The sequence below is a fragment of the Streptomyces sp. NPDC059866 genome (assembly GCF_042731325.1).
Lineage (GTDB): Bacteria > Actinomycetota > Actinomycetes > Streptomycetales > Streptomycetaceae > Streptomyces > Streptomyces flavusporus.
This window is the reverse complement of the sequence record NZ_JBHWJT010000019.1, coordinates 168984-187439: the sequence shown is the minus strand read 5'-3', so window position 1 is coordinate 187439 and position 18456 is coordinate 168984. Positions and strand designations below refer to the sequence as shown.

Annotated in this window: 17 protein-coding genes; 4 read left to right on the top strand and 13 right to left on the bottom strand. The window is 72.1% G+C overall.

All coding sequences use genetic code 11. The annotated features are described in order from the left end of the window. Nucleotides 1–10: 10 nt before the first annotated feature. The 4 genes from ssuE (ACFV7R_RS28680) (at nucleotide 11) to ACFV7R_RS28665 (ending at nucleotide 4593) form a co-directional block, all read left to right on the top strand. Nucleotides 11–568 (top strand): NADPH-dependent FMN reductase, encoded by a 558-nt coding sequence (gene ssuE / locus ACFV7R_RS28680; protein WP_385268495.1) that lies wholly within the window; start codon nucleotides 11–13, stop codon nucleotides 566–568. Continuing rightward, nucleotides 565–1752 (top strand): SfnB family sulfur acquisition oxidoreductase, encoded by a 1188-nt coding sequence (locus ACFV7R_RS28675; RefSeq protein ID WP_385268493.1) that lies wholly within the window; start codon nucleotides 565–567, stop codon nucleotides 1750–1752. The genes ssuE (ACFV7R_RS28680) and ACFV7R_RS28675 overlap by 4 nt, the downstream gene beginning before the upstream one ends. Before the next feature lie 37 nt (nucleotides 1753–1789). Beyond that, complete coding sequence (locus tag ACFV7R_RS28670; RefSeq protein WP_385268491.1) at nucleotides 1790–2947, top strand: LLM class flavin-dependent oxidoreductase; 1158 nt, start codon at nucleotides 1790–1792, stop codon at nucleotides 2945–2947. Between the two features lie 407 nt (nucleotides 2948–3354). Next, a complete protein-coding gene (locus tag ACFV7R_RS28665; protein WP_385268489.1) occupies nucleotides 3355–4593 on the top strand; it encodes a vanadium-dependent haloperoxidase in 1239 nt (412 codons plus the stop codon). A gap of 24 nt (nucleotides 4594–4617) precedes the next feature. On the opposite strand, the gene ACFV7R_RS28660 is transcribed toward ACFV7R_RS28665, so the two are convergent. The 13 genes from ACFV7R_RS28660 to ACFV7R_RS28600 form a co-directional block, all read right to left on the bottom strand. After that, on the bottom strand, nucleotides 4618–7359 hold the full coding sequence (locus tag ACFV7R_RS28660) for a fumarate reductase/succinate dehydrogenase flavoprotein subunit (RefSeq protein WP_385268487.1): 2742 nt from the start codon (nucleotides 7357–7359) through the stop codon (nucleotides 4618–4620). Between the two features lie 20 nt (nucleotides 7360–7379). Then, nucleotides 7380–8168, bottom strand: a complete 789-nt coding sequence (locus tag ACFV7R_RS28655; protein WP_385268485.1) for an ABC transporter ATP-binding protein — start codon at nucleotides 8166–8168, stop codon at nucleotides 7380–7382. Continuing rightward, nucleotides 8152–9027 carry an ABC transporter permease gene (locus ACFV7R_RS28650; protein ID WP_385268483.1) on the bottom strand — a complete coding sequence of 292 codons (876 nt, stop codon included), beginning with the start codon at nucleotides 9025–9027 and terminating at the stop codon, nucleotides 8152–8154. Before ACFV7R_RS28650 ends, ACFV7R_RS28655 begins: the two co-directional genes overlap by 17 nt. Then, nucleotides 9024–10367 (bottom strand): ABC transporter substrate-binding protein, encoded by a 1344-nt coding sequence (locus ACFV7R_RS28645; protein WP_385268481.1) that lies wholly within the window; start codon nucleotides 10365–10367, stop codon nucleotides 9024–9026. Before ACFV7R_RS28645 ends, ACFV7R_RS28650 begins: the two co-directional genes overlap by 4 nt. Nucleotides 10368–10382: 15 nt before the next feature. Beyond that, on the bottom strand, nucleotides 10383–10610 hold the full coding sequence (locus ACFV7R_RS28640; protein WP_031166915.1) for a ferredoxin family protein: 228 nt from the start codon (nucleotides 10608–10610) through the stop codon (nucleotides 10383–10385). 42 nt (nucleotides 10611–10652) lie between these two features. Beyond that, the gene (locus ACFV7R_RS28635; RefSeq protein ID WP_385268479.1) at nucleotides 10653–11441 is read right to left on the bottom strand and encodes a GntR family transcriptional regulator; all 789 of its coding nucleotides are present in this window, start codon (nucleotides 11439–11441) and stop codon (nucleotides 10653–10655) included. Nucleotides 11442–11622: 181 nt separating this feature from the next. Further along, nucleotides 11623–11991 carry a MerR family transcriptional regulator gene (locus ACFV7R_RS28630; protein WP_385268477.1) on the bottom strand — a complete coding sequence of 123 codons (369 nt, stop codon included), beginning with the start codon at nucleotides 11989–11991 and terminating at the stop codon, nucleotides 11623–11625. A 57-nt stretch (nucleotides 11992–12048) separates the two neighbouring features. Then, nucleotides 12049–13089, bottom strand: a complete 1041-nt coding sequence (locus ACFV7R_RS28625) for an MDR family NADP-dependent oxidoreductase (RefSeq protein WP_385268475.1) — start codon at nucleotides 13087–13089, stop codon at nucleotides 12049–12051. Nucleotides 13090–13248: 159 nt separating this feature from the next. Then, nucleotides 13249–13803 carry an NADPH-dependent FMN reductase gene (gene ssuE / locus ACFV7R_RS28620; RefSeq protein ID WP_385268473.1) on the bottom strand — a complete coding sequence of 185 codons (555 nt, stop codon included), beginning with the start codon at nucleotides 13801–13803 and terminating at the stop codon, nucleotides 13249–13251. A gap of 11 nt (nucleotides 13804–13814) precedes the next feature. Further along, entirely contained in the window at nucleotides 13815–15200 is a 1386-nt protein-coding gene (locus ACFV7R_RS28615; protein ID WP_385268471.1) for an FAD-binding oxidoreductase, read from the bottom strand. Further along, a complete protein-coding gene (locus ACFV7R_RS28610) occupies nucleotides 15197–16360 on the bottom strand; it encodes an acyl-CoA dehydrogenase family protein (protein WP_385268469.1) in 1164 nt (387 codons plus the stop codon). The genes ACFV7R_RS28615 and ACFV7R_RS28610 overlap by 4 nt, the downstream gene beginning before the upstream one ends. Beyond that, on the bottom strand, nucleotides 16357–17355 hold the full coding sequence (locus ACFV7R_RS28605) for an ABC transporter substrate-binding protein (protein ID WP_385268467.1): 999 nt from the start codon (nucleotides 17353–17355) through the stop codon (nucleotides 16357–16359). Before ACFV7R_RS28605 ends, ACFV7R_RS28610 begins: the two co-directional genes overlap by 4 nt. Continuing rightward, nucleotides 17352–18455 (bottom strand): LLM class flavin-dependent oxidoreductase, encoded by a 1104-nt coding sequence (locus ACFV7R_RS28600; protein ID WP_385268465.1) that lies wholly within the window; start codon nucleotides 18453–18455, stop codon nucleotides 17352–17354. The genes ACFV7R_RS28605 and ACFV7R_RS28600 overlap by 4 nt, the downstream gene beginning before the upstream one ends. Between the last annotated feature and the right edge of the window lies 1 nt (nucleotide 18456).

The following is an 18456-nucleotide window of genomic DNA, read 5'->3' as shown; positions in this document are numbered from 1 at the left end:
AGGTCCCCACATGGCCACCATCCTGTCCGTTTCCGGCAGCCCCTCCGCCACCTCCCGCACCGCACGACTGCTGCGCCACCTGGACGACCGCCTCACGTCCCAGGGGCACGACGTGATCCCGCTGGACGTACGTACGCTCCCCGCCGAGGCCCTGCTGCACGCCGACTTCTCTCACCCGGCGATCGCCCGGGCCACCGCCCTGTTCGAGCAGGCGGACGGCGTCGTGATCGGCACCCCCGTCTACAAGGCGGCCTATTCGGGCCTGCTGAAGTCACTTCTCGACCTGCTGCCCCAGTACGCACTGACGGGCAAGACCGTCCTTCCGCTGGCGACCGGCGGCACCACCGCCCACGTCCTGGCCATCGACTACGCCCTGCGCCCCGTCCTTGCCTCCATGGGCCCCGCCCACATCACCCCGGGCTGGTTCACGCTCGACAAGGACATCGCCGTCGGCGACGACGGAACGCTGACCGTCGCACCGGGCTCGGCCGAGGCCCTCGCGCAGGTCACGGACCAGTTCTCCGCCGCGCTGGGCGGCCGTACGACGGTGCTGGCGGCCGCCGGATGAGCGCCGCGACCGTCATCGCCGGTGACGCCGAGGCCCTCGCCGTAGCCGCTGAACTCGCCGCAGACTTCCGCAAGGACGCCGCCGAACGGGACGCGCGGGGCCGGCTCCCGCACGCGGAGGTAGAGCGGCTGTCCGCGTCCGGTCTGCTCGCGGTGACAGTGCCCGCGGAGTTCGGTGGCCCGGACGTCGGCGCGGAGACGCTGGCCGAGATTTTCCGGTTGCTGGCCGCCGCCGACGCCAGCCTCGCTCAGATCCCGCAGAGCCACTTCGTGTACGTCAACGTGCTGCGCCGCCAGGGGAGCCCCGAGCAACAGGAGTTCTTCTTCGGCGAGGTGCTGCGGGGCAAACGGTTCGGCAACGCCCAGTCCGAGGCGGGGACCAAGCACGTGCAGGACATCCGCACCCGGCTCGCGCGGCGCCCGGACGGCTCGTACGTTCTCGACGGCGTCAAGCACTACTCCACCGGCGCCCTGTTCGCCGACTGGATCCCCGTCCTCGCCCGCGCCGCCGACGACAACCTGCATGTGGCGTACATACCGCGGGACGCGCCCGGCCTCACGGTCGTGGACGACTGGGACGGCATGGGGCAGCGCACCACCGCCAGCGGAACCGTCCGTCTGGAGTCGGTGCGCGTCCCCGCCGACCGGATCGTGCCGCACCACCTCACCTTCCGGGCACCCCAACTCCACGGTGCCGTCGCTCAGTTGTTGCACGCCGCCATCGATGCCGGGATCGCCTCCGGTGCGGTGGCCGAGGCCGTGGAGTTCGTGCGGACGAAGAGCCGTCCCTGGTTCGAGAGCGGATTCGAGACGGCTGCGGAAGACCCGCTGCTCATCCAACGCTTCGGCGAACTGGCGATCCGCGTACGCGCCGCCGAGGCGCTGCTCCGCGAGGCCGCCAGAGCGGTAGACGCCGCCCGCGCGGACCTGACCGACGACTCGGCCGCCGAGGCCTCCATCGCGGTGGCCGCCGCCAAGGTGACGGCGGCGGAGGCCGCCGTGGAGGTCGGCAGCGCCCTCTTCGAGGTGGCTGGCACTCGCTCGGCGCTGGACTCCCTGGGCCTGCACCGCCACTGGCGCGACGCCCGCACCCACACCCTGCACGACCCGGCCCGCTGGAAGGTCCAGTACATCGGCCGCTACGTCCTCAACGGCACCAGGCCGCCCCGGCACGGCCTCCTCTGACGATCAACCCTGATCGCACCCCTGATCGGAGCCCCACGTGTCCCTCACCTTCCACTGGTTCCTGCCCACCAACGGCGACAGCCGCCACGTCGTCGGCGGCGGCCACGGCACCCCGGCCACCGCCTCCGGCCGGGACCGGCCGCCGACGGTCGCCTACCTCAGCCAGATCGCCCGTGCCGCCGAGGACCTGGGCTTCGTCGGCGCGCTCACGCCCACCGGGGCCTGGTGCGAGGACGCCTGGCTCACGACCGCCATGGTCAGCCAGAACACCGAGCGGCTGAAGTTCCTGGTCGCCTTCAGGCCCGGCTTCGTCTCGCCGACGCTCGCCGCGCAGATGGCGTCCACCTTCCAGCGGCAGACCGGCGGACGGCTGCTCCTCAACGTCGTCACCGGTGGCGAGAGCCACGAGCAGCGCGCCTACGGCGACTTCCTCGACAAGGACGACCGTTACCGCCGTACCGGCGAATTCCTGCAGATCGTACGGGGACTGTGGGAGGGCAAGAGCGTCGACCTGGACGGTGAGCACCTGCGCGTGGAGGACGCGACGCTGGCCCGGCTGCCCGACCTGGTTCCCGAGGTGTACTTCGGCGGCTCCTCGCCCGCGGCGGGAGAGGTCGCCGCCCGGTACGTCGACACGTACCTCACCTGGGGTGAACCGCCCGCCGCCGTCGCCGAGAAGATCGCCTGGATCCGGTCGCTGGCAGCGAAGGAGGGCCGCACCCTCCGCTACGGCATCCGGCTGCACGTCATCACCCGGGACACCTCGGAGCAGGCCTGGGCGGAGGCGAACCGGCTCTTGGACGGGTTCGATCCGGCGACCGTGAAGTCCGTGCAGGCCGGGCTCGCCCGCAGCGAGTCCGAGGGACAGCAGCGCATGCTCGCCCTGCACGGCGGCGGAAACCGCGACGGGCTGGAGATCCACCCCAACCTGTGGGCCGGTATCGGGCTGGTGCGCGGGGGAGCGGGTACGGCGCTGGTCGGCAGCCACGAGGAGGTCGCCGAGCGGATCAAGGAGTACGCCGACCTGGGCATCGAGGAGTTCGTCCTCTCCGGCTATCCGCACCTGGAGGAGGCGTACTGGTTCGGCGAGGGCGTGCTGCCGAGGCTTCAGGCGCAGGGCCTGTGGCAGCACCCGTTCGGCAAGCAGGCAACACCCTCCGCGCAGGTCCCCTTCGCCGGCGCTGTTACTAGGTGAGTGGGGCCCGCGGCCGCAGTTGTAACGAGCACATGACACCTCCACGAAGGTGTCGTTGCAGTGGCGGTAGAACAAACTGGTCTGTGTTGACCGGACTTTGACTGCTCGTTAGTTTCGCTGGCATGCGGGTCTTCGAACGCTTTCGCAAGAGGCGGGCCATCGATCTGATGCGCGTCGCCACTGCGGTGTGTAGCTGAACTCCACCGCGCTCCCCGCGTGCCTCCGATGTCCCCGTCACTTTTTCGCCGCGCCCGGTGTAGTGGCCCACGGGTGGCCGACGGCGTCGACATCTTGTCGCCCTCGCCGATTGGCGCCTCAGACCTTTCGTCGGCCAGGCGGTGCCGATCCTGGGTGCGCGCGGCCTGTTCCGCATCGCCTCACTGCCTCACCGAAACGAAGGAGAACATGTGAGTCCGCTCAGAACCCGTCCCGCCCTCGTCGCCCTGGGCACGACGGTGCTGCTGACCGCGTCCGTCGCCGTACCCCAGGCCACCGCGGCCGGCCGCACCACGGCGCTCACCTGGTACGACGCCACGGCCGAGACCATCGCGACCGCCGGGGCGCCCACCCAGATCACCAACAGCCGTACCTGGGCCATCAGTTGGCTCGCCGCGGCCCGGGCCACCCGGAGCGTACCGGCGGGCGTGGAGCGCGGCCCGTACCAGGAGGCGGCGCTCGCCGCGGCCGTACACCGCGCACTGATGACGCTCGCACCGAGCCGTACCGAGCAACTCGACGCGACGTACAAGGAGACCCTCGACGCGATCCCCGACGGTCCGGCGGAGGAGCGCGGCGTCGCGGCGGGGGCGCGACAGGCGGACCTCGTCCTCACATCGAGGGAGGGCGACGGACTCGACCCCGCCTCCGTCAACGCGCCCTATCCCCTACGACCGGCTGCACCCGGCGTGTGGCAGCCGACACCCCCCGCTTACGCCCCCGCGGCGCAGTACGGCAACCGCCTCGCCAAGCCGTTCGCGCTCGCGGCGCAGAGCCAGTTCCGGCTCGGCCCGCCACCCGCGCTGGACTCCGCGCGCTACGCCGCCGACCTCGCGGAGGTGCGGGCGTACGGCGCCGTCGACAGCACGGCACGCAGCACCCACCAGACCGAGACGGCCGCCTTCTGGCTCGGCTCATCCCTCACCCTCTACACCGAGCCGCTGCGCGTGGCGCTGTCCCGCACGGACCAGGGCATCGCCCGGCAGGCGCAGCTGGTCGCGCTCTTCCACGTGGCGCTGGTGGACACCCAGATCGCGACGTCCGACAGCAAGTACGCCTACGAGCGGTGGCGTCCCGTCACCGCCATCCGCACCGGCGGTATCGACCCCGATCCGGACTGGACGCCGCTGCACGACACACCCGCGCATCCGGACTACCCGAGCGGCCACAACACCTACTCGGGTGCCGCGGAGACCGTGCTGTCGGCGCTCGTGGGGCCGCGTACCTCCCCGTTCGACCTGACCAGCCCCACCGCGCCCGGGGTGACAAGGACGTACACCACGTGGAAGCAGCTCTCGGACGAGAACGTGGACGCCCGGGTCTTCTCCGGTATTCACACCCGGTCGGCCGACGAGGCGGGGATCACGCTCGGCACGAACGTGGCGCGGTACGTCCTGCGGAACGCGGGACGTCTCCTGGCCTCACGGTAGGACCGGCGTCACGGTAGGACGCGGTCACAGCGTCCGCGCCGCATAGGCCCTGACGTCCGCGTCCGAGTCCGTCGTCGCGGCGGCCAGGGCCGCTCGGGCGTCCTCGGTGGCACGGTGGCGGGTCAGGGCCAGTACGGCGGCCTTGCGGACGTCGGCGTTGGCGTCGGCGAGGGCCTTGGCGAGTGCGGGGACGGCGACGTCGGGATCCGTGGCGGACAGGGCGGTGGCGGCGCCGGCGCGCACCTGCCAGGCCGGGTCGGCCAGGGCCGCCTCGGCGCGGGCGGCCAGGGCGGCCGGGCAGCCGGCCGTGCCCAGCGCCTCGTAGGCGGCCCCACGGACCAGGGCGTCGGGATCGTCCACGAGTTCCGCGAGGGCCGAGTGGGCCATGGCCGGGTCCGGGCCCGCGGTGGCCAGGGCCTTGGCGATGGTGACGCGGACCTCGCGTGACGGCTCGACGGCCGCCGCGCGGGCCAGCTCTCCGGCGGCGTCGACCGACACGAGCGCTCGCACGGCCGCGATGCGGACGGCGATGTCGGAGTCCGACAACAAGTCCGCGAACAGCTCCACGTCGCCCAGGCGCAGGGCGCGCAGGACATCCAGTGCGGTGGCACGGACAACGGGGTCGGCTTCGGACAGGGCGGCGGCGAGGCCGTCGCGCAGGGCCGGTTCGAGGGGCAGTGTCTCGACGAGTTCCCGCAGCGAGGCGGCCGCGGCGGCGCGGACGTCGGCGTCGGTGTCCGCCAGCGCGGCGGCCAGTGCCGGTCCGGTGCCTGGCGGCACGGTCTCCGTCAGGACCGTGACGGCCGTACGGCGCACGGTGGGCTCTGGGTCGGTCAAGTAGGGGGTGAGAGCGGACAGTTCGGGCTCGCCCTCCGTGAGGGCGAGGAGGTCGAGCAGGCGAGGCGTGGCCGGCGTGTCCGCGTCGGCGTCGGCGTGGGCGGGTGTACCGGTCGCGGTGGGTTCCTGCCGCAACGCCACCGGCGCCGCTTCCCGGGCCCCCGCGGTCGCCACCTGTTCTGGGTGGACCTCGCCGAGGTGACGGGAGAGGCCGCCGGCGGGGGTGAAACCGTCGACCGGGACCAGGAAGGGGGCCACGGGGCGGGCCGTGAACTCCATCGCGCCAGTGGTGGACTTGCGCAGATCGAGGTGGTGGAACCAGGACGCGTCGTCGCGCTGCGGATGGTCGAGGCGGTCGTGGTAGAGGCCCCAGCGGGACTCCGTGCGGGCCAGGGAGGCGCGCGCGGCCATCTCCGCGCAGTCGCGGATGAAGGTGACCTCGGCGCAGCGCATCAGCTCGTGCGGGGTGCGGGCGCCCATCGCGGCGATGTCGGCGCGCATCCGCTCGAACGCCTCCAGGGCCAGGGAGAGCCGGGCGCCGGACTTCGGCGGGGCCACGTAGTCGTTCACGAAGCGGCGCAGCTTGTACTCGACCTGGGGCTGCGGCGGGCCGTCGGGGTTGCGCAGGGGGCGGTAGATCAGTTCGTGCGCTTCGCGGAGCTGGTCCAGGGGCAACTCTCCTTCGTATCGCGTGTACTGGGCCGCGTCCGCGCCGGCCAGGTCCCCGAAGACGAACGCGCCGATCATGTAGTTGTGCGGCACGCAGGCCAGGTCCCCGGCGGCGTACAGCCGGGGAACGGTCGTACGAGCATGGTCGTCGACCCGTACGCCCGAGGCCGAATGGCCACCGCACAGCCCGATCTCCGAGATGTGCATCTCCACGTCATGGGTGCGGTAGTCGTGGCCACGGCCCGCGTGGAAGGTGCCGCGCGTGGGGCGCTCCGTCGAGTGCAGGATCGACTCCAGCGCCGAGACCGACTCCTCCGGGAGATGGCTCAGCTTCAGGTACACGGGGCCCCGGTCGCTCGCCACCTCCGCCGCGAACTCGGCCATCATCTGCCCCGACCAGTAGTCGGAGTCGACGAAGCGTTCGCCGTGCCGGTTGACCTGGTAGCCGCCGAAGGGGTTGGCGACGTAGGCGCAGGCGGGGCCGTTGTAGTCCTTGATCAGCGGGTTGATCTGGAAGCACTCGATGCCGGTGAGCTCGGCGCCCGCGTGGTACGCCATCGCGTAGCCGTCGCCCGCGTTGGTCGGGTTCTCGTACGTGCCGTACAGGTAGCCGGAGGCAGGCAGGCCGAGACGGCCGCAGGCGCCGGTCGCCAGGATCACGGCGCCCGCGCGGACGGTGACGAACGCGCCGGTGCGTGTGTGGAAGCCGACCGCGCCCACGGCACGCCCCTCGGCGGTCAGCACGCGCACCGGCATCACCCGGTTCTCGATCCGTATCCGTTCCCGCATCTCGCGCTGCCGCAGCTGCCGATACAGGACCTTCTTGACGTCCTTGCCCTCCGGCATCGGCAGCACGTAGGAGCCGGAGCGGTGGACCTGGCGGACGGCGTACTCGCCGTGCTCGTCCTTCTCGAACTTCACGCCGTACGACTCCAGGCGCTGCACCATGGCGAAGCCACGGGTGGCGGTCTGGCGGACGGTGGACTGGTCGACGATGCCGTCGTTGGCGCGGGTGATCTCGGCGACGTAGTCGTCGGGCTCGGCGCGGCCGGGGATGACCGCGTTGTTGACGCCGTCCATGCCCATGGCGAGCGCGCCGGAGTGGCGGACGTGCGCCTTTTCCAGGAGCAGGACGTTCGCGCCGTGCTCGGCGGCGGTCAGGGCGGCCATGGTGCCGGCGGTGCCGCCACCGATGACGAGGACGTCGCAGGTCAGTTCCTCGGCGTCGCTGCGGGCGGGGATCTCCAGGGAGGTGTGCACGGGGTGGTCACCGGGGCCTTTCAGGTACCGAGCGAGGTGAGGATGTCGCGCCGCAGGGCTACGCGCGCCGGGTCGTCATGGGCGGCGCGCTCGCGCGGGCGGGGCACGTCCCGTACGGCGATCAGCCGGCCGGAGCCGAGCAGAGCCACGCGGTCGCCGAGGAACAGGGCCTCGTCCACGTCGTGGGTGACGAAGACGACGGTCGCGCCCGTGCCGTGCAGCACCTCCACCAGCAGGTCCTGCATGCCGGCGCGGGTCTGGGCGTCGAGGGCACCGAAGGGTTCGTCCATGAGGACGGCGCGCGGGCGTCCGGCGAGGGCGCGGGCCAGCTGGGCGCGCTGGCGCTGCCCGCCGGAGACGCGGTGCGGCAACTGCCGTGCCTGGTCTGTGAGTCCGACCCGCTCCAGCCAGGCCTCGGCCTGTTCCCTGCGCTGCATGCGCGGCAGGCCCTGGACGGCGAGGGGCAGTTCGACGTTGGCGCGCAGGGTGCGCCAGGGCAGCAGGGCGTCCTCCTGGAAGACCAGCGCCCGTTCCGCCCCTGGGCCGGTCACCGGCCGACCGTCCTGTTCCACCGCCCCGTCCAGCGTGGGCAGCAGCCCGGCGAAGGTGCGCTGCAGGGTCGACTTGCCGCAGCCGGAGGGGCCGACGACGGTGAGGATCTCGCCAGCGGCGACGTCCAGGTCGACGTCGGACACGGCCGGGGCGTCCGGCCGGCCGAGCGTGGCGCCGCGGAGGGTGAGGCGGGTGCCGCGCGGGGCCGCCGGCGCGGTCGGCGCCTCGGCCGGCCTGGTCTCAGACGAGGTGCTCATCGCATGCCTCCTCGGCCTTGCTGGGTTCGATGGTGGACGCCTGGGTTCGTGCGGGCCGGGGCCGGGCGCCGGGGACGTACGACGTGCGCGGCAGCCAGTGGGTCAGGCGGCGGCCGACCAGCTCGACGGCGGTGGAGGTGAGCCAGCCGAGCAGGCCGATGGTGACCATGCCGACGAAGACGCCCGGGTAGTTGACGATCGTGTAGTCCTGCCAGGTGCGGTAGCCGACGCCGTACTGGCCGGAGATCATCTCGGCGGAGATCACACAGATCCAGGACACGCCGATGCCGACGGACAGGCCGCCGAAGATGCCGGGCAGCGCGCCCGGCAGGACCACCGAGCCGAGGATCCGCCACCGGCCACCGCCCATGGTGCGCACCGCCTCCTCCCACACGGGGGTCAGGGCGCGGACCGCGTGCCGGGTGGAGACCAGCACCGGGAAGAAGGCGGCGGTGAAGGTGATGAAGACGATGCCTTGTTCGTTGGAGGGGAACAGGAGGATCGCGACGGGCACCATGGCGATGGCCGGGATGGGCCGCACCACCTCCAGGACCGGGCTGAGCAGGTCCTCGGCGAGCCGCGAGCGGGCCACGAGTACGCCGGTGGCCACGCCCAGGACGGCGGCGAGCAGGAAGCCGGTCACGATCCGGGTGAGGCTGTCGGTCAGGTCGGTCCAGTAGTCGGGGCCGGAGAGCCGGTCGGCGAAGGCCCGGGCCACGTCGGTCACCGTCGGGAACTGCGAGAAGCGCAACCACAGGTTCACGTCGAGGGTGGTCAGCAGTTGCCAGAGGCCGAGGGCGGCGGCCAGTGAGCCGGCCCGCAGCGCGAGCCGGCCCGTCCGCCGGGGGTAGCGGCTCACGAGGCCCGCCCCAGGGCGTCCGCGTATGTGATCACCCGGGCGCCGCTGCGACCGGCCACGTAGGCCTGCGCGGTGGCCGGGGCGACGAAGGGCAGCAGCTGCTTGCCGTCCGCCACCCAGACGGCCTTGTCGGCGAACCAGAGGGTGCCGGTGGTGGCGTCGGGGACGTAGGCGGCGCGGATGTTGTCCTTGTGCTCGGCGACGTGGGCGAGGAGCTGAGCGGGGGAGGTGAAGCTCCGGGTCTTCGTGGCGCCCTTGGGCCAGACCTCGCTCGCGGCGGCGGGCGGGGTGGCGGCGAGCTGCTTCGCGTAGCCGGCGCCGAGGGCCTTCTTGACGTACTGGTCGTCGACGAAGGAGTCCACGTCGATGTCGCCGGTGAGCTTGGCCGCCTTCAGGACCGCCACGTCCTGCTCGAGTGCGGAGACGAGCTGCGGCTTGACGGCCGGGTCGAAGGTGGAGATGCCGTGGGCGCCGTTGTAGAGGTAGACGACCTCGGCCGGCAGGCCGGTGGCCTTCGCGACCTTCTCGGCGGCCTGAACCGGATGGGCGTTGAGGTAGTCGGTCGCCTCTGCCTGGGCCTTCAGAAACGCCTCCAGCACGGCCGGGCGCCGCTGGGCGAAGTCCTCGCGGGTGGTGACGCCGTGGAAGGTGGGCAGATCCAGCTGGGCGCCGTCGTAGAGCGCCTTTGCCTTGCCCTGGTAGGCGAGCAGGCCGGGCCATGCGACGAACTGTGAGAGCGCGTCCGCGCTGCCCGCCGCCAGGGCCGAGGCGCCCACCGCGGGCTGCTGGTTCAGCTTCTCGATGCCCTTGTTCGGGTCGATGCCGGCGCGCTGAAGGGCCCGTACGAGGGTGCCGTCGGCGGCGGAGCCGACGCTCGTGGAGACCTTCTTGCCCTTCAGGTCTTTCAAGGAGCTGAGCTTGGACTCCGGTGGGACGACGACCGTGTTCAGGCCGCCCTTGAGGTTGTAGCCGGTGACCGAGACCAGGTGGGTGGGCTTGCCCAGCTGCTTGCCGCGGGCCGCGTTGATGAGCAGCGGGAAGTCACCCATCGAGCCGATGTCGATCTTTCCGGCGGTCATCTGCGCGGTGATGGGGGCGCCGGTGGCGTAGTCCTGCCAGTCGACCTTGTACGTCTTCCCGTCATGGAGGGCGTTCAACTGCTTCTCGAAGTAGCCGAGGGAGCGCAGGAGGGTGCCGGCCGTGACCGTGTTGATGGTCTTGGACTGATATCCGACGGTGACGGTCACCGTGGAGCCGCTGCCCGCCTCGGCGCTGCCGCCGCAGGCGGACAGGGGGAACAGGAGAGCGGATGCGGCGAGTGCGACTGCCGTGCGTTTCATGGGAGTTCGGGCCTCTCAGCGGAGCAGATAGGGCATGTTGACCGTGACGGCTCCGGTGGGACAGCGGGCCGCGCACGGGCCGCAGTACCAGCACTCGTCGACGTGCATGTACGCCTTGCCGTTGGTCTCGTCGATGGCGAGGGAGTCCAGCGGGCACATGTCCACGCAGAGCGTGCAGCCGTCGATGCACTTCGACTCGTCGATGGTCACGGGCACGTCGGCCCGCTGGGGCGCCAAGGGCATGGCTGTCTCCAGGAAGGTCGTGCTGTGGGGAGCGGGTGGTGTCTACAGGGAGCGGTGCAGCAGGCCGCTCATCGTGATGCGGTCGCCGCGGAAGCGGATGAACTCCAGGTCGACCGGGCGGCCGTCCGCGAGGTGGGTGAGCCGTTCCAGCATCAGGACGGCCGTGCCGCGGGGGGCTTCGAGGACGGTGGCCGAGTGGGCGTCCGCGTTCACCGCCTCCAGGGTGATCTCGGCGTGGCCGAGCCGCCGGCCGGTGATGGCTTCCAGGAGGCGGAAGACGTCGGTGTTCTCCAGGTCGGCGCCGAGCAGGGCAGTGCCGATGTCGAGGGGGATGTAGGTGAGGTCGAGGGAGAGGGGGAGGCCGTTCAGGCGGCGCAGGCGTTCGATGTAGAGGACGTCGGCGCCGGGTGGAATGTGGAGGCGTTCGGCGACGGGGGCGGGTGCGGGGGCGGGGCCCATGGTGCGGACCTCGTTGGCGACGTGGCCGTGTTCGCGCAGGGTTTCCGCGAGGCCCATCAGACGGTCGAGCCCGTGGGGGTACTTCTGGGCGACGACCACCGTGCCGACGCCGGGGAGGCGGTCAACGAGGCCCTCGGCGCGGAGGAGATCGAGGGCCTGGCGGACGGTGTTGCGCGAGGCCCGGTAGTCGGTGGCCAGGGTCGACTCGTGCGGGAGGGTGCCGGCCGGGAAGCCCCCGGTGAGGAGCTGGTGGCGCAGCAGGTCGGCGAGCTGGCGTGCCCGGTCCGCGCGCAACCGACGCCGCGTGCGCTGGGCGGCGACGGTGGGCGCGCCCTGGCCGGCGTGGTCTCGGATGCGGTCGGTGGGCGGCATGGCCGGAACCATACCTATCCGGTAGGGATAGTGGTGTTGCGGAAGTGTTGCGCCACCTGACGCATCGCCGGATGCGCTGCTGACCTCGGCTTTTCGGCATGTGGAAGGAAGATCTGCCAGGGCCCGTCGGCACCGGAGCGGGACACAGGGCAGAGGCCGGCCGGAGCGGCCCCGGGGAAACCTACGCCTGTCCTGTCCGTTGTGCCAGGCGGTCGCGCAGTCGTCTCAGACGATCGATCTCGGCGTCGATCGCCGCCAGCCGGTGTTCGACCACGCCGGAGGCCGGGGAGGCCGCGTCGGCGCGGGCACAGCGCCGTTGCGGATCGTCGACCAGGAGCTGGATCCGGTCGGCGATGTCGCGCAGGTCCTGGACGGTGAGGCCGAGGGCCAGCAGTTCACGGATGACGCGGATGCGGTCCACCTCGTCCGGCCCGTACCGGCGTTGGCCGGTGGCCGTGCGCGGCGGTGGAGGAAGCAGACCCCGTTCTTCGTAGAACCGCAGAGCCCGTGGGGTGGTTCCGGCTGCCGCCGCCGCGTCTCCGATCCGCATGCAGACCTCGCCTCGTTTCGTTTCGCGCGCCGACCCGTGAAGCGCGGCGGCGATCTGTCACCGGTGCGGCAGTTCCACGACGACGGTGCCGAAGTGCCGCCCCTCGAACAGTTCCTGCAACGCTTGAGGGGCCCGTTCGATGCCCGGGATCCGCACATGCGAAAAGGAGATCTCACCGGAGCGCAGCCAGTCGCCGAACCGGGTGGCCCACTCGTCCGCCACTTCGGGGTGGTCGGTGCCGCTGTAGCCGCGCAGCATGATCCCCTGGGTGATGACGCGGAACGTGTCGATGTCGACCGGCGCGCTGCCACCGCCCCTCATGGGGGACAGCTGGCCGGACAGCGCACCGACCAGCGCGAAGCGGGCACCGCGGCGCGCTGCCGTGAGGGCAGCGGTCAGTTGCTCTCCGCCCACCGTGTCCACAAGGACGTCGATGCCCTCGGGAGCCGCTTGGCCCAGTTGCTCGGTGAGCGTGCCGGACGGGAACCCGGGCACCACCACCGCGTCGTAGCCCAGTTCGGTGAGCAGCCGGTCCGCCTTGGACGGGGAGCGCGTGCTGCCGATGACCCGCCCGGCGCCCAGCAGCCGGGCGACCGGACCCGCCAGAGTGCCCACCGCGCCGGCCGCCCCAGTGACGAGGACCGTGTCGCCGGGGCGGAGTTCGGCGAGCCGGGTGAGCGCGCCGTAGGCGGCCGCTCCCGAGGACAGATGGGCGACCGGGGAAGGCAGCACATCACCGATCGGGCTGCATTGGTCCGCCGCGAGCAACGCGTGCTCGCGCCAGCCGAGCAGATGCGTGACGGCGTCTCCCGGCCCGAGCGGGCTTCCCGGGCCCGCGGCGACGACCTCGCCGACGGCGGGACCGAACAGGACGTCACCGGCGTGGATCGGCGGCAACGGCACGCCCTCGACCTCGCCTCCGATGAGGGTCCGCAACCCTGGGAAGACAAGGAAGTAGTGATTGCGCACGATGACTTGTCCGGGGCCGGGAGCGGTGAGTGGCTGTGTGACGACGGCGAAGTGCTCAGGGCCGGGCAGTCCTTGCGGGGTGGTGGCGAGCCGGATCTCGCGTGTGCCAGAGGGCAGGGCAGCAGCCATGCAGGGACTCCTGATCGGGAAGCGGGGGCCGCGGCGTGCGACGGCCGCCGTGGTCGGTGCACCGACGCTAATCCCTGACGTGTGCGTCAAAGGCAAGGCGGCTGCCGCTTGCTGGTCCCTGTGCGGGGAGCTGCAGCCGTACGGCTGCACCACCATCGCTCACGCCGCCGCCGTCAGCGGCCGACGTTCGCTGAGGGCGGCGGAGAACTGGTCGGTGACCTGGTCGAGTGCCTCCCGCGTACCCGGTTCGACGAGGATGCTGCCGTCCTGCCGTACCTCGATGTGCTTGTCCAGGACGAACCAGCCGGGGGTGATGTGCGCGGGGCCCATGGAGGCAAGGACGGGGCGCAGGGCGTAGTCGATGGCCAGGACGTGGGCGGTGGTGCCGCCGGTGGCCAGCGGGAGCACCGTCTTGCCGTTCAGCGCGTACTGCGGCAGCAGGTCGAGCAGCGACTTCAGCAGCCCGGAGTAGGCGGCCTTGTAGACGGGTGTCCCGATCACGACGCCGTCCGCCTGTTCGAACAGGGCGGTGGCCTCGACGATGGCTGGGTGGCTGAAGTCGGCGTGCAGCAGAGCCTCGGCCGGGAGCGCGCGGACGTCGAGCGGGATCACCTCGTGTCCCTGCGCGGTGAGCCGGGCGTCGAGGTCGCGCAGGAGACGGGCGGTGCGGGAGGTGGGGGAGGGGCTTCCGGAGACGGAGAGAACGGTCGCCATGAGGGGCTCCTTCACAGGGCTTTGCCCGGATTGAGGATGTGGTGCGGATCGAAGGCCGCCTTGATGCGCTGCTGCAACGCGTGCTGTTCCGGGCCGAGTTCGTCCGCGAGCCACCGCCGCTTGAGGGTGCCCACGCCGTGCTCCCCGGTGAGGGTGCCGCCCAGGCGCAGTGCGGCGGTGAAGATGTCGCCCGCCGCCCGCCAGGCCGCGCCCGGGATGCCGGGGGTGTCCGGGTCGAGGACGAGGATGGGATGGAGGTTGCCGTCCGCGGCGTGCGCGAAGGTGAAGATCCGTACGTCGTGGCGCTCGGCGGCCGCGTCGATCTCGCGGACGGCGTCGGCCAGGCGGGTCCTGGGCACGGCGATGTCCTCGATCAGCACCCGGCCCAGCCGCTCCAGGGCGGGCAGGGCGAGCCTGCGGGCGGTGAGCAGCCGGTCCGCCTCCGCCGGGTCGGCGGTGGTCTCGACCGAAGTTGCGTGCCCGCGCAGCAGCCGTACCGCCAGTTCCGTCTCGGTCGCCGCCGCGCGTCCGTCGCACTGCAGAAGCAGCAACGCTCCACCACGGGCCCGCAGGTCCGTGCCCTGCGCGTCGTCCACGGCACCGAGCACCGGCCCGTCCACCAGCTCCGCCATGGAGGGCTCCAGCCGGGCGGCGGTCAGTGCCGACACGGCCTCGGCGCCCTCGGCGAAGGAGTCGAAGTACGCGGCGACGGTGGCCGTCGACTCCGGCAGCGGGCGCAGCCGCACGGTCGCGGCGGTGATCACGCCCAGGGTGCCCTCCGAGCCGGTGAGCAGGGCGGTCAGGTCGTATCCGGTGACTCCCTTGACCGTACGTCGGCCGGTCCGGATCGGTGTGCCGTCCGCGAGGACCGTGTCGAGTCCCAGGACGGCGTCCCGGGTCACCCCATACTTGGCGCAGCGCAGACCGCCTGCGTTGGTGGCGATGTTGCCGCCGATCGTGGAGATGGCCGCGCTGGCCGGGTCGGGTGCGTAGCGCAGCCCGAACTCGCCTGCCGCGCGGTCCAGTTCGGCGGTGATGACGCCGGGTTCGACGACGGCGATCTGGTTGTGCGGGTCCAGGTCGAGGATCCGGTTCATCCGGGACAGGTCCAGCACGACCGTGCCCGTGCCGGCGTTCGCGCCGCCGGACAGTCCGGTCCCGGCCCCGCGGGGCACTACCGGCACCCGCAGCGCGTGTGCGTGCCGCAGCGTCGTCCGCACGTGCTCGGCGTTCGCCGCGCGCACGACGGCCAGGGGCTCGCCGTCCGGACGGCTGCCGGAACGGTCGGCGGAGTACGGGGCGGTGGCCTCGGGGCTGGTGATGAGCGCGTCCCCCGGCAGGTCCCGGCTCAGGGCGGTCAACAGGGCCTCGGCAGTGCCGAGTTGGGTGACGGTCATCGGGTGCCCTCCAGCGCACGGCTGCCGACGGCGAGCAGCGCCACGTCCTCCTGCGGGGCGTGCACCGGGGCGCACTGGACGTCGCGGAAGTGGCGCTCCAGCGGGTTGTCACGGCTCAGCCCCGGATTGCCCAGCAGCCGTACCGCAAGCCCGACCGCCTCGACGGCGTGCCGGTCGGCCAGGACCCGGGCGCCCAGAGCCAGTTCGGGGGTGTACGTGTCGTCGGCCGCGTCCACCCGCTCGGCACCGCCGAACACCAGCTGCTCGGCGGAGTCCAGCCGCAGGGCGATCTCACCGGCGGCCCGGCGGAAGCGTTCCGTACGGGCGACCGGGTGGCCGAGGCCCGCGGGGATCCGTTCGTGCGCGAACCGGTGGAAGTACCGCTGGGCCGCGCGGGCCACGCCCAAGTACAGGGCGGCGAGCGGGAGATGGAGGGCGGCGCCCGCGCGGTTGTCCTGCTCGGCGCCCGGACCGTGTGCGGCGATGTCGACCACGTTGTCGGCGGGGATCTCGACCTCGTGCAGGGCGATGTCGTGGCTGCCGCTGGCCCGCAGCCCCAGATGGTCCCAGCGGTGGGTGATCTCGATGCCGGGGGCAGTGCCGGGTACGGCGAACGTGCCGACCCGCGGCGTGGGTTCATCCGTGGTGGCCCACACCAGTAGCCAGTCGAGGCCCTCTACGCCGGTGGCGAACCGCTTGCGGCCAGTGAGGGTCCAGTCGGTTGACGTGCGTCGGGCCACCGTCGGGGGCAGCCCGCCGCGCGCGGGGGAGCCCAGCTCGGGCTCCACCCGCACGTGGTTGAGCGGCACCGGCCGCTGGGCCGCTGCGGCCAGGACCTGCCCGTACAACTCCTCGGGCCAGTGCGGCCGTACGGCCTGACGGTGGTGGATGGTCAGGCTCATCGCCGTGATGAGCGCCACCGAGGGGTCGCCCTCGCCCAGTGCGTGCAGGATGCGGGCCGTAGCGGCGACCCCGAGGCCCGGGCCGCCGTAGCGCTCGGCGACGGTGGCGGTCAGCAGGCCGGCCTCGTGTGCGGCGTGGATCCCCTCCGCGGGGAAGACGCTCGTACGGTCGTACTCGGCGGCGGTGGCGGCGAGCCGGTCGGTGACCGAAGTGAGGGCGGCCAGGTCCGGCGCCTGGAACCGGAGTGCTGTGGTCATGAGGACAGGGCCTTCCGCAGGGGAGAGGTGAGGCGGTCGGTCCAGAACGTGGAGACCTTCAACGGCTGCTTGAGCGCTCCGAGTTCCTCGAAGGCGTCGGCGACCTCCTGCTCGGACGCGGTGGCCTTGTCGGTCACGACCTGCACCTCGGTCCTCCGCTGGGCCTCGCCCTCCGACAACTCCTCGAGCGCGTCCTCTACGGGTTGGTGCGTGGCGGCGGCGACGGTCTTCGCGAACTCCTTCTCGTGTCCGTCGCGGACGTACGCGTACGCCTTGTCGATCCGGGCGAGCAGATCGGCCAGCGCCTCGCGTTCGGCCGCGCTGCCGAGCGTGTCGTCGGACGCGGACCACAGAAAGTTGCCGGAAAGGATGTCCGCGCCGTCGCCGATGGTGCGGGCGCCCTGCTGATGAGCGGTGATGATCGCGTTGCCGTATCCGGCGAAGGCGTCGATCGAACCGCCGTTCAGCGCGGCCAGCGCCTTGTCCGGCTCCAGCGGGGCGGCGGTGATGTCGTTCCACCCGAGTCCAGCCCGCTTGAGCAGCTGGTAGAGGAAATAGTGAGCCGTGGTGTTCTTGACGTAGCCGACCTTTTTGCCCTTCAGTTGCGGGATCGAGGTGATCTCCGAGCCCTTGGGGGCGACGACCTCCTGGTTGAGGGTGTTGCCGCGCTGCACGGCGACGACCTTGAAGTTGGGCTTGCCGTCGGCGGCGGCGAACACCGGCGGGATCTCACTGGAACTCGCCACGTCCAGCGCCCCGGCGCGTACCGCCTCCAGCTGCTTGTCGCCGCCTTGGAAGAGGCTCCACCGCACCTGGTACGGCGTGTCGTCGAGGTGGGCGAACTTCAGCAGGGCCTCCTCCCGCTTCCAGCCCGTCGCGCCCACGCGCAGCGTGACGCCATCGCCGCCGTCCTCGGCGCCCGCGGGGCCGCCGCATGCGCTGAGGACGCCGATGAGCAGCCCGGCGAGGGCGAGCGCACCCCCGGCCCGCCTCACGCGGCCGCTCCCGAGGCGGCGCGGTGCGCCAGCTCCTGGCGGACCAGCGGGAGGACGTGACGGGCGTAGTCGATCGCGTCGTTGAGCGGGTCGTAACCCCGGATGGACAGCAGCTCGCAGCCGATGTCGACGTAGTCGAGCAGCGCCTTGGCGACCGTCTCCGGGGAGCCGACCAGCGCGGTGGAGGCGCCGGCGGCGTTGGTGGCCGCGGCGGGCGCGGTCCACAGGCAGCGGTCGTGCACCTCGCCCCGCTCGGCCACGGTCAGCAGTCGCTGGGAGCCGACGTTGGCCGGAGTGCCCTGGCCGAGCGCGGGGTAGTGGCGCTGCTGGGCGCGCTGCTCGTGGTTGGTCTTGATGGAGCCGAGGATGCGGTGGGCCTTCTCCCAGGCCAGTTCGTCGGTGGGCGCGATGATCGGCCGGAAGGAGACCCAGATGCGGGGGCGTGGCCGGCCGGCGGCGTCCGCGTACGCGTTGACCGCGGCGATCTGCTCGGCGGTCTCCTTCAGCGGCTCGCCCCACAGTCCGAAGATGTCGCCCTGCTGGCCGCCCACCCGGTAGGCGTCCTCCGAGGAGCCGCCCACCGAGATCGGGATCGTGCCGTTGTAGGGGGTGACGTCGGAGCGGAAGCCCTCGAAGCGGTAGTGCGGGCCCTCGTGGGAGATCGGGCCGTCCGCCGTCCACACGTCACGCAGGATCCGGATGTACTCGTCCGAACGCGCGTACCGCTCGCTCTTGCTCAGGTAGTCGCCCTCGCGGCGCTGCTCCTCGTCGCTGCCGCCGGAGATGATGTGCACCACCAGGCGGCCCTTGCTGATCCGGTCCAGGGTGGCCAGGGCGCGGGCCGCGTGGGTCGGGAAGATGACGCCGGGGCGGTGGGCGAGGACGGGCTTGATGCGCTCGGTGTGGTTCGCGACGAACTGGGCCAGCTGGAGCGCGTCGGGGGAGGCCGAGTGGTAGGTGACGAGGGTGTAGTCGAAGCCGCCGTCGTCCAGGGCGCGGGCGTAGCGGCGGGCGTAGTCGACGTCGATGCCTGTGCCCGCGGTGGGGTCGCCCTCGGTGGCGGGGTTGGGGTGGACGGCGCTGATGAACTCGACGGGCATG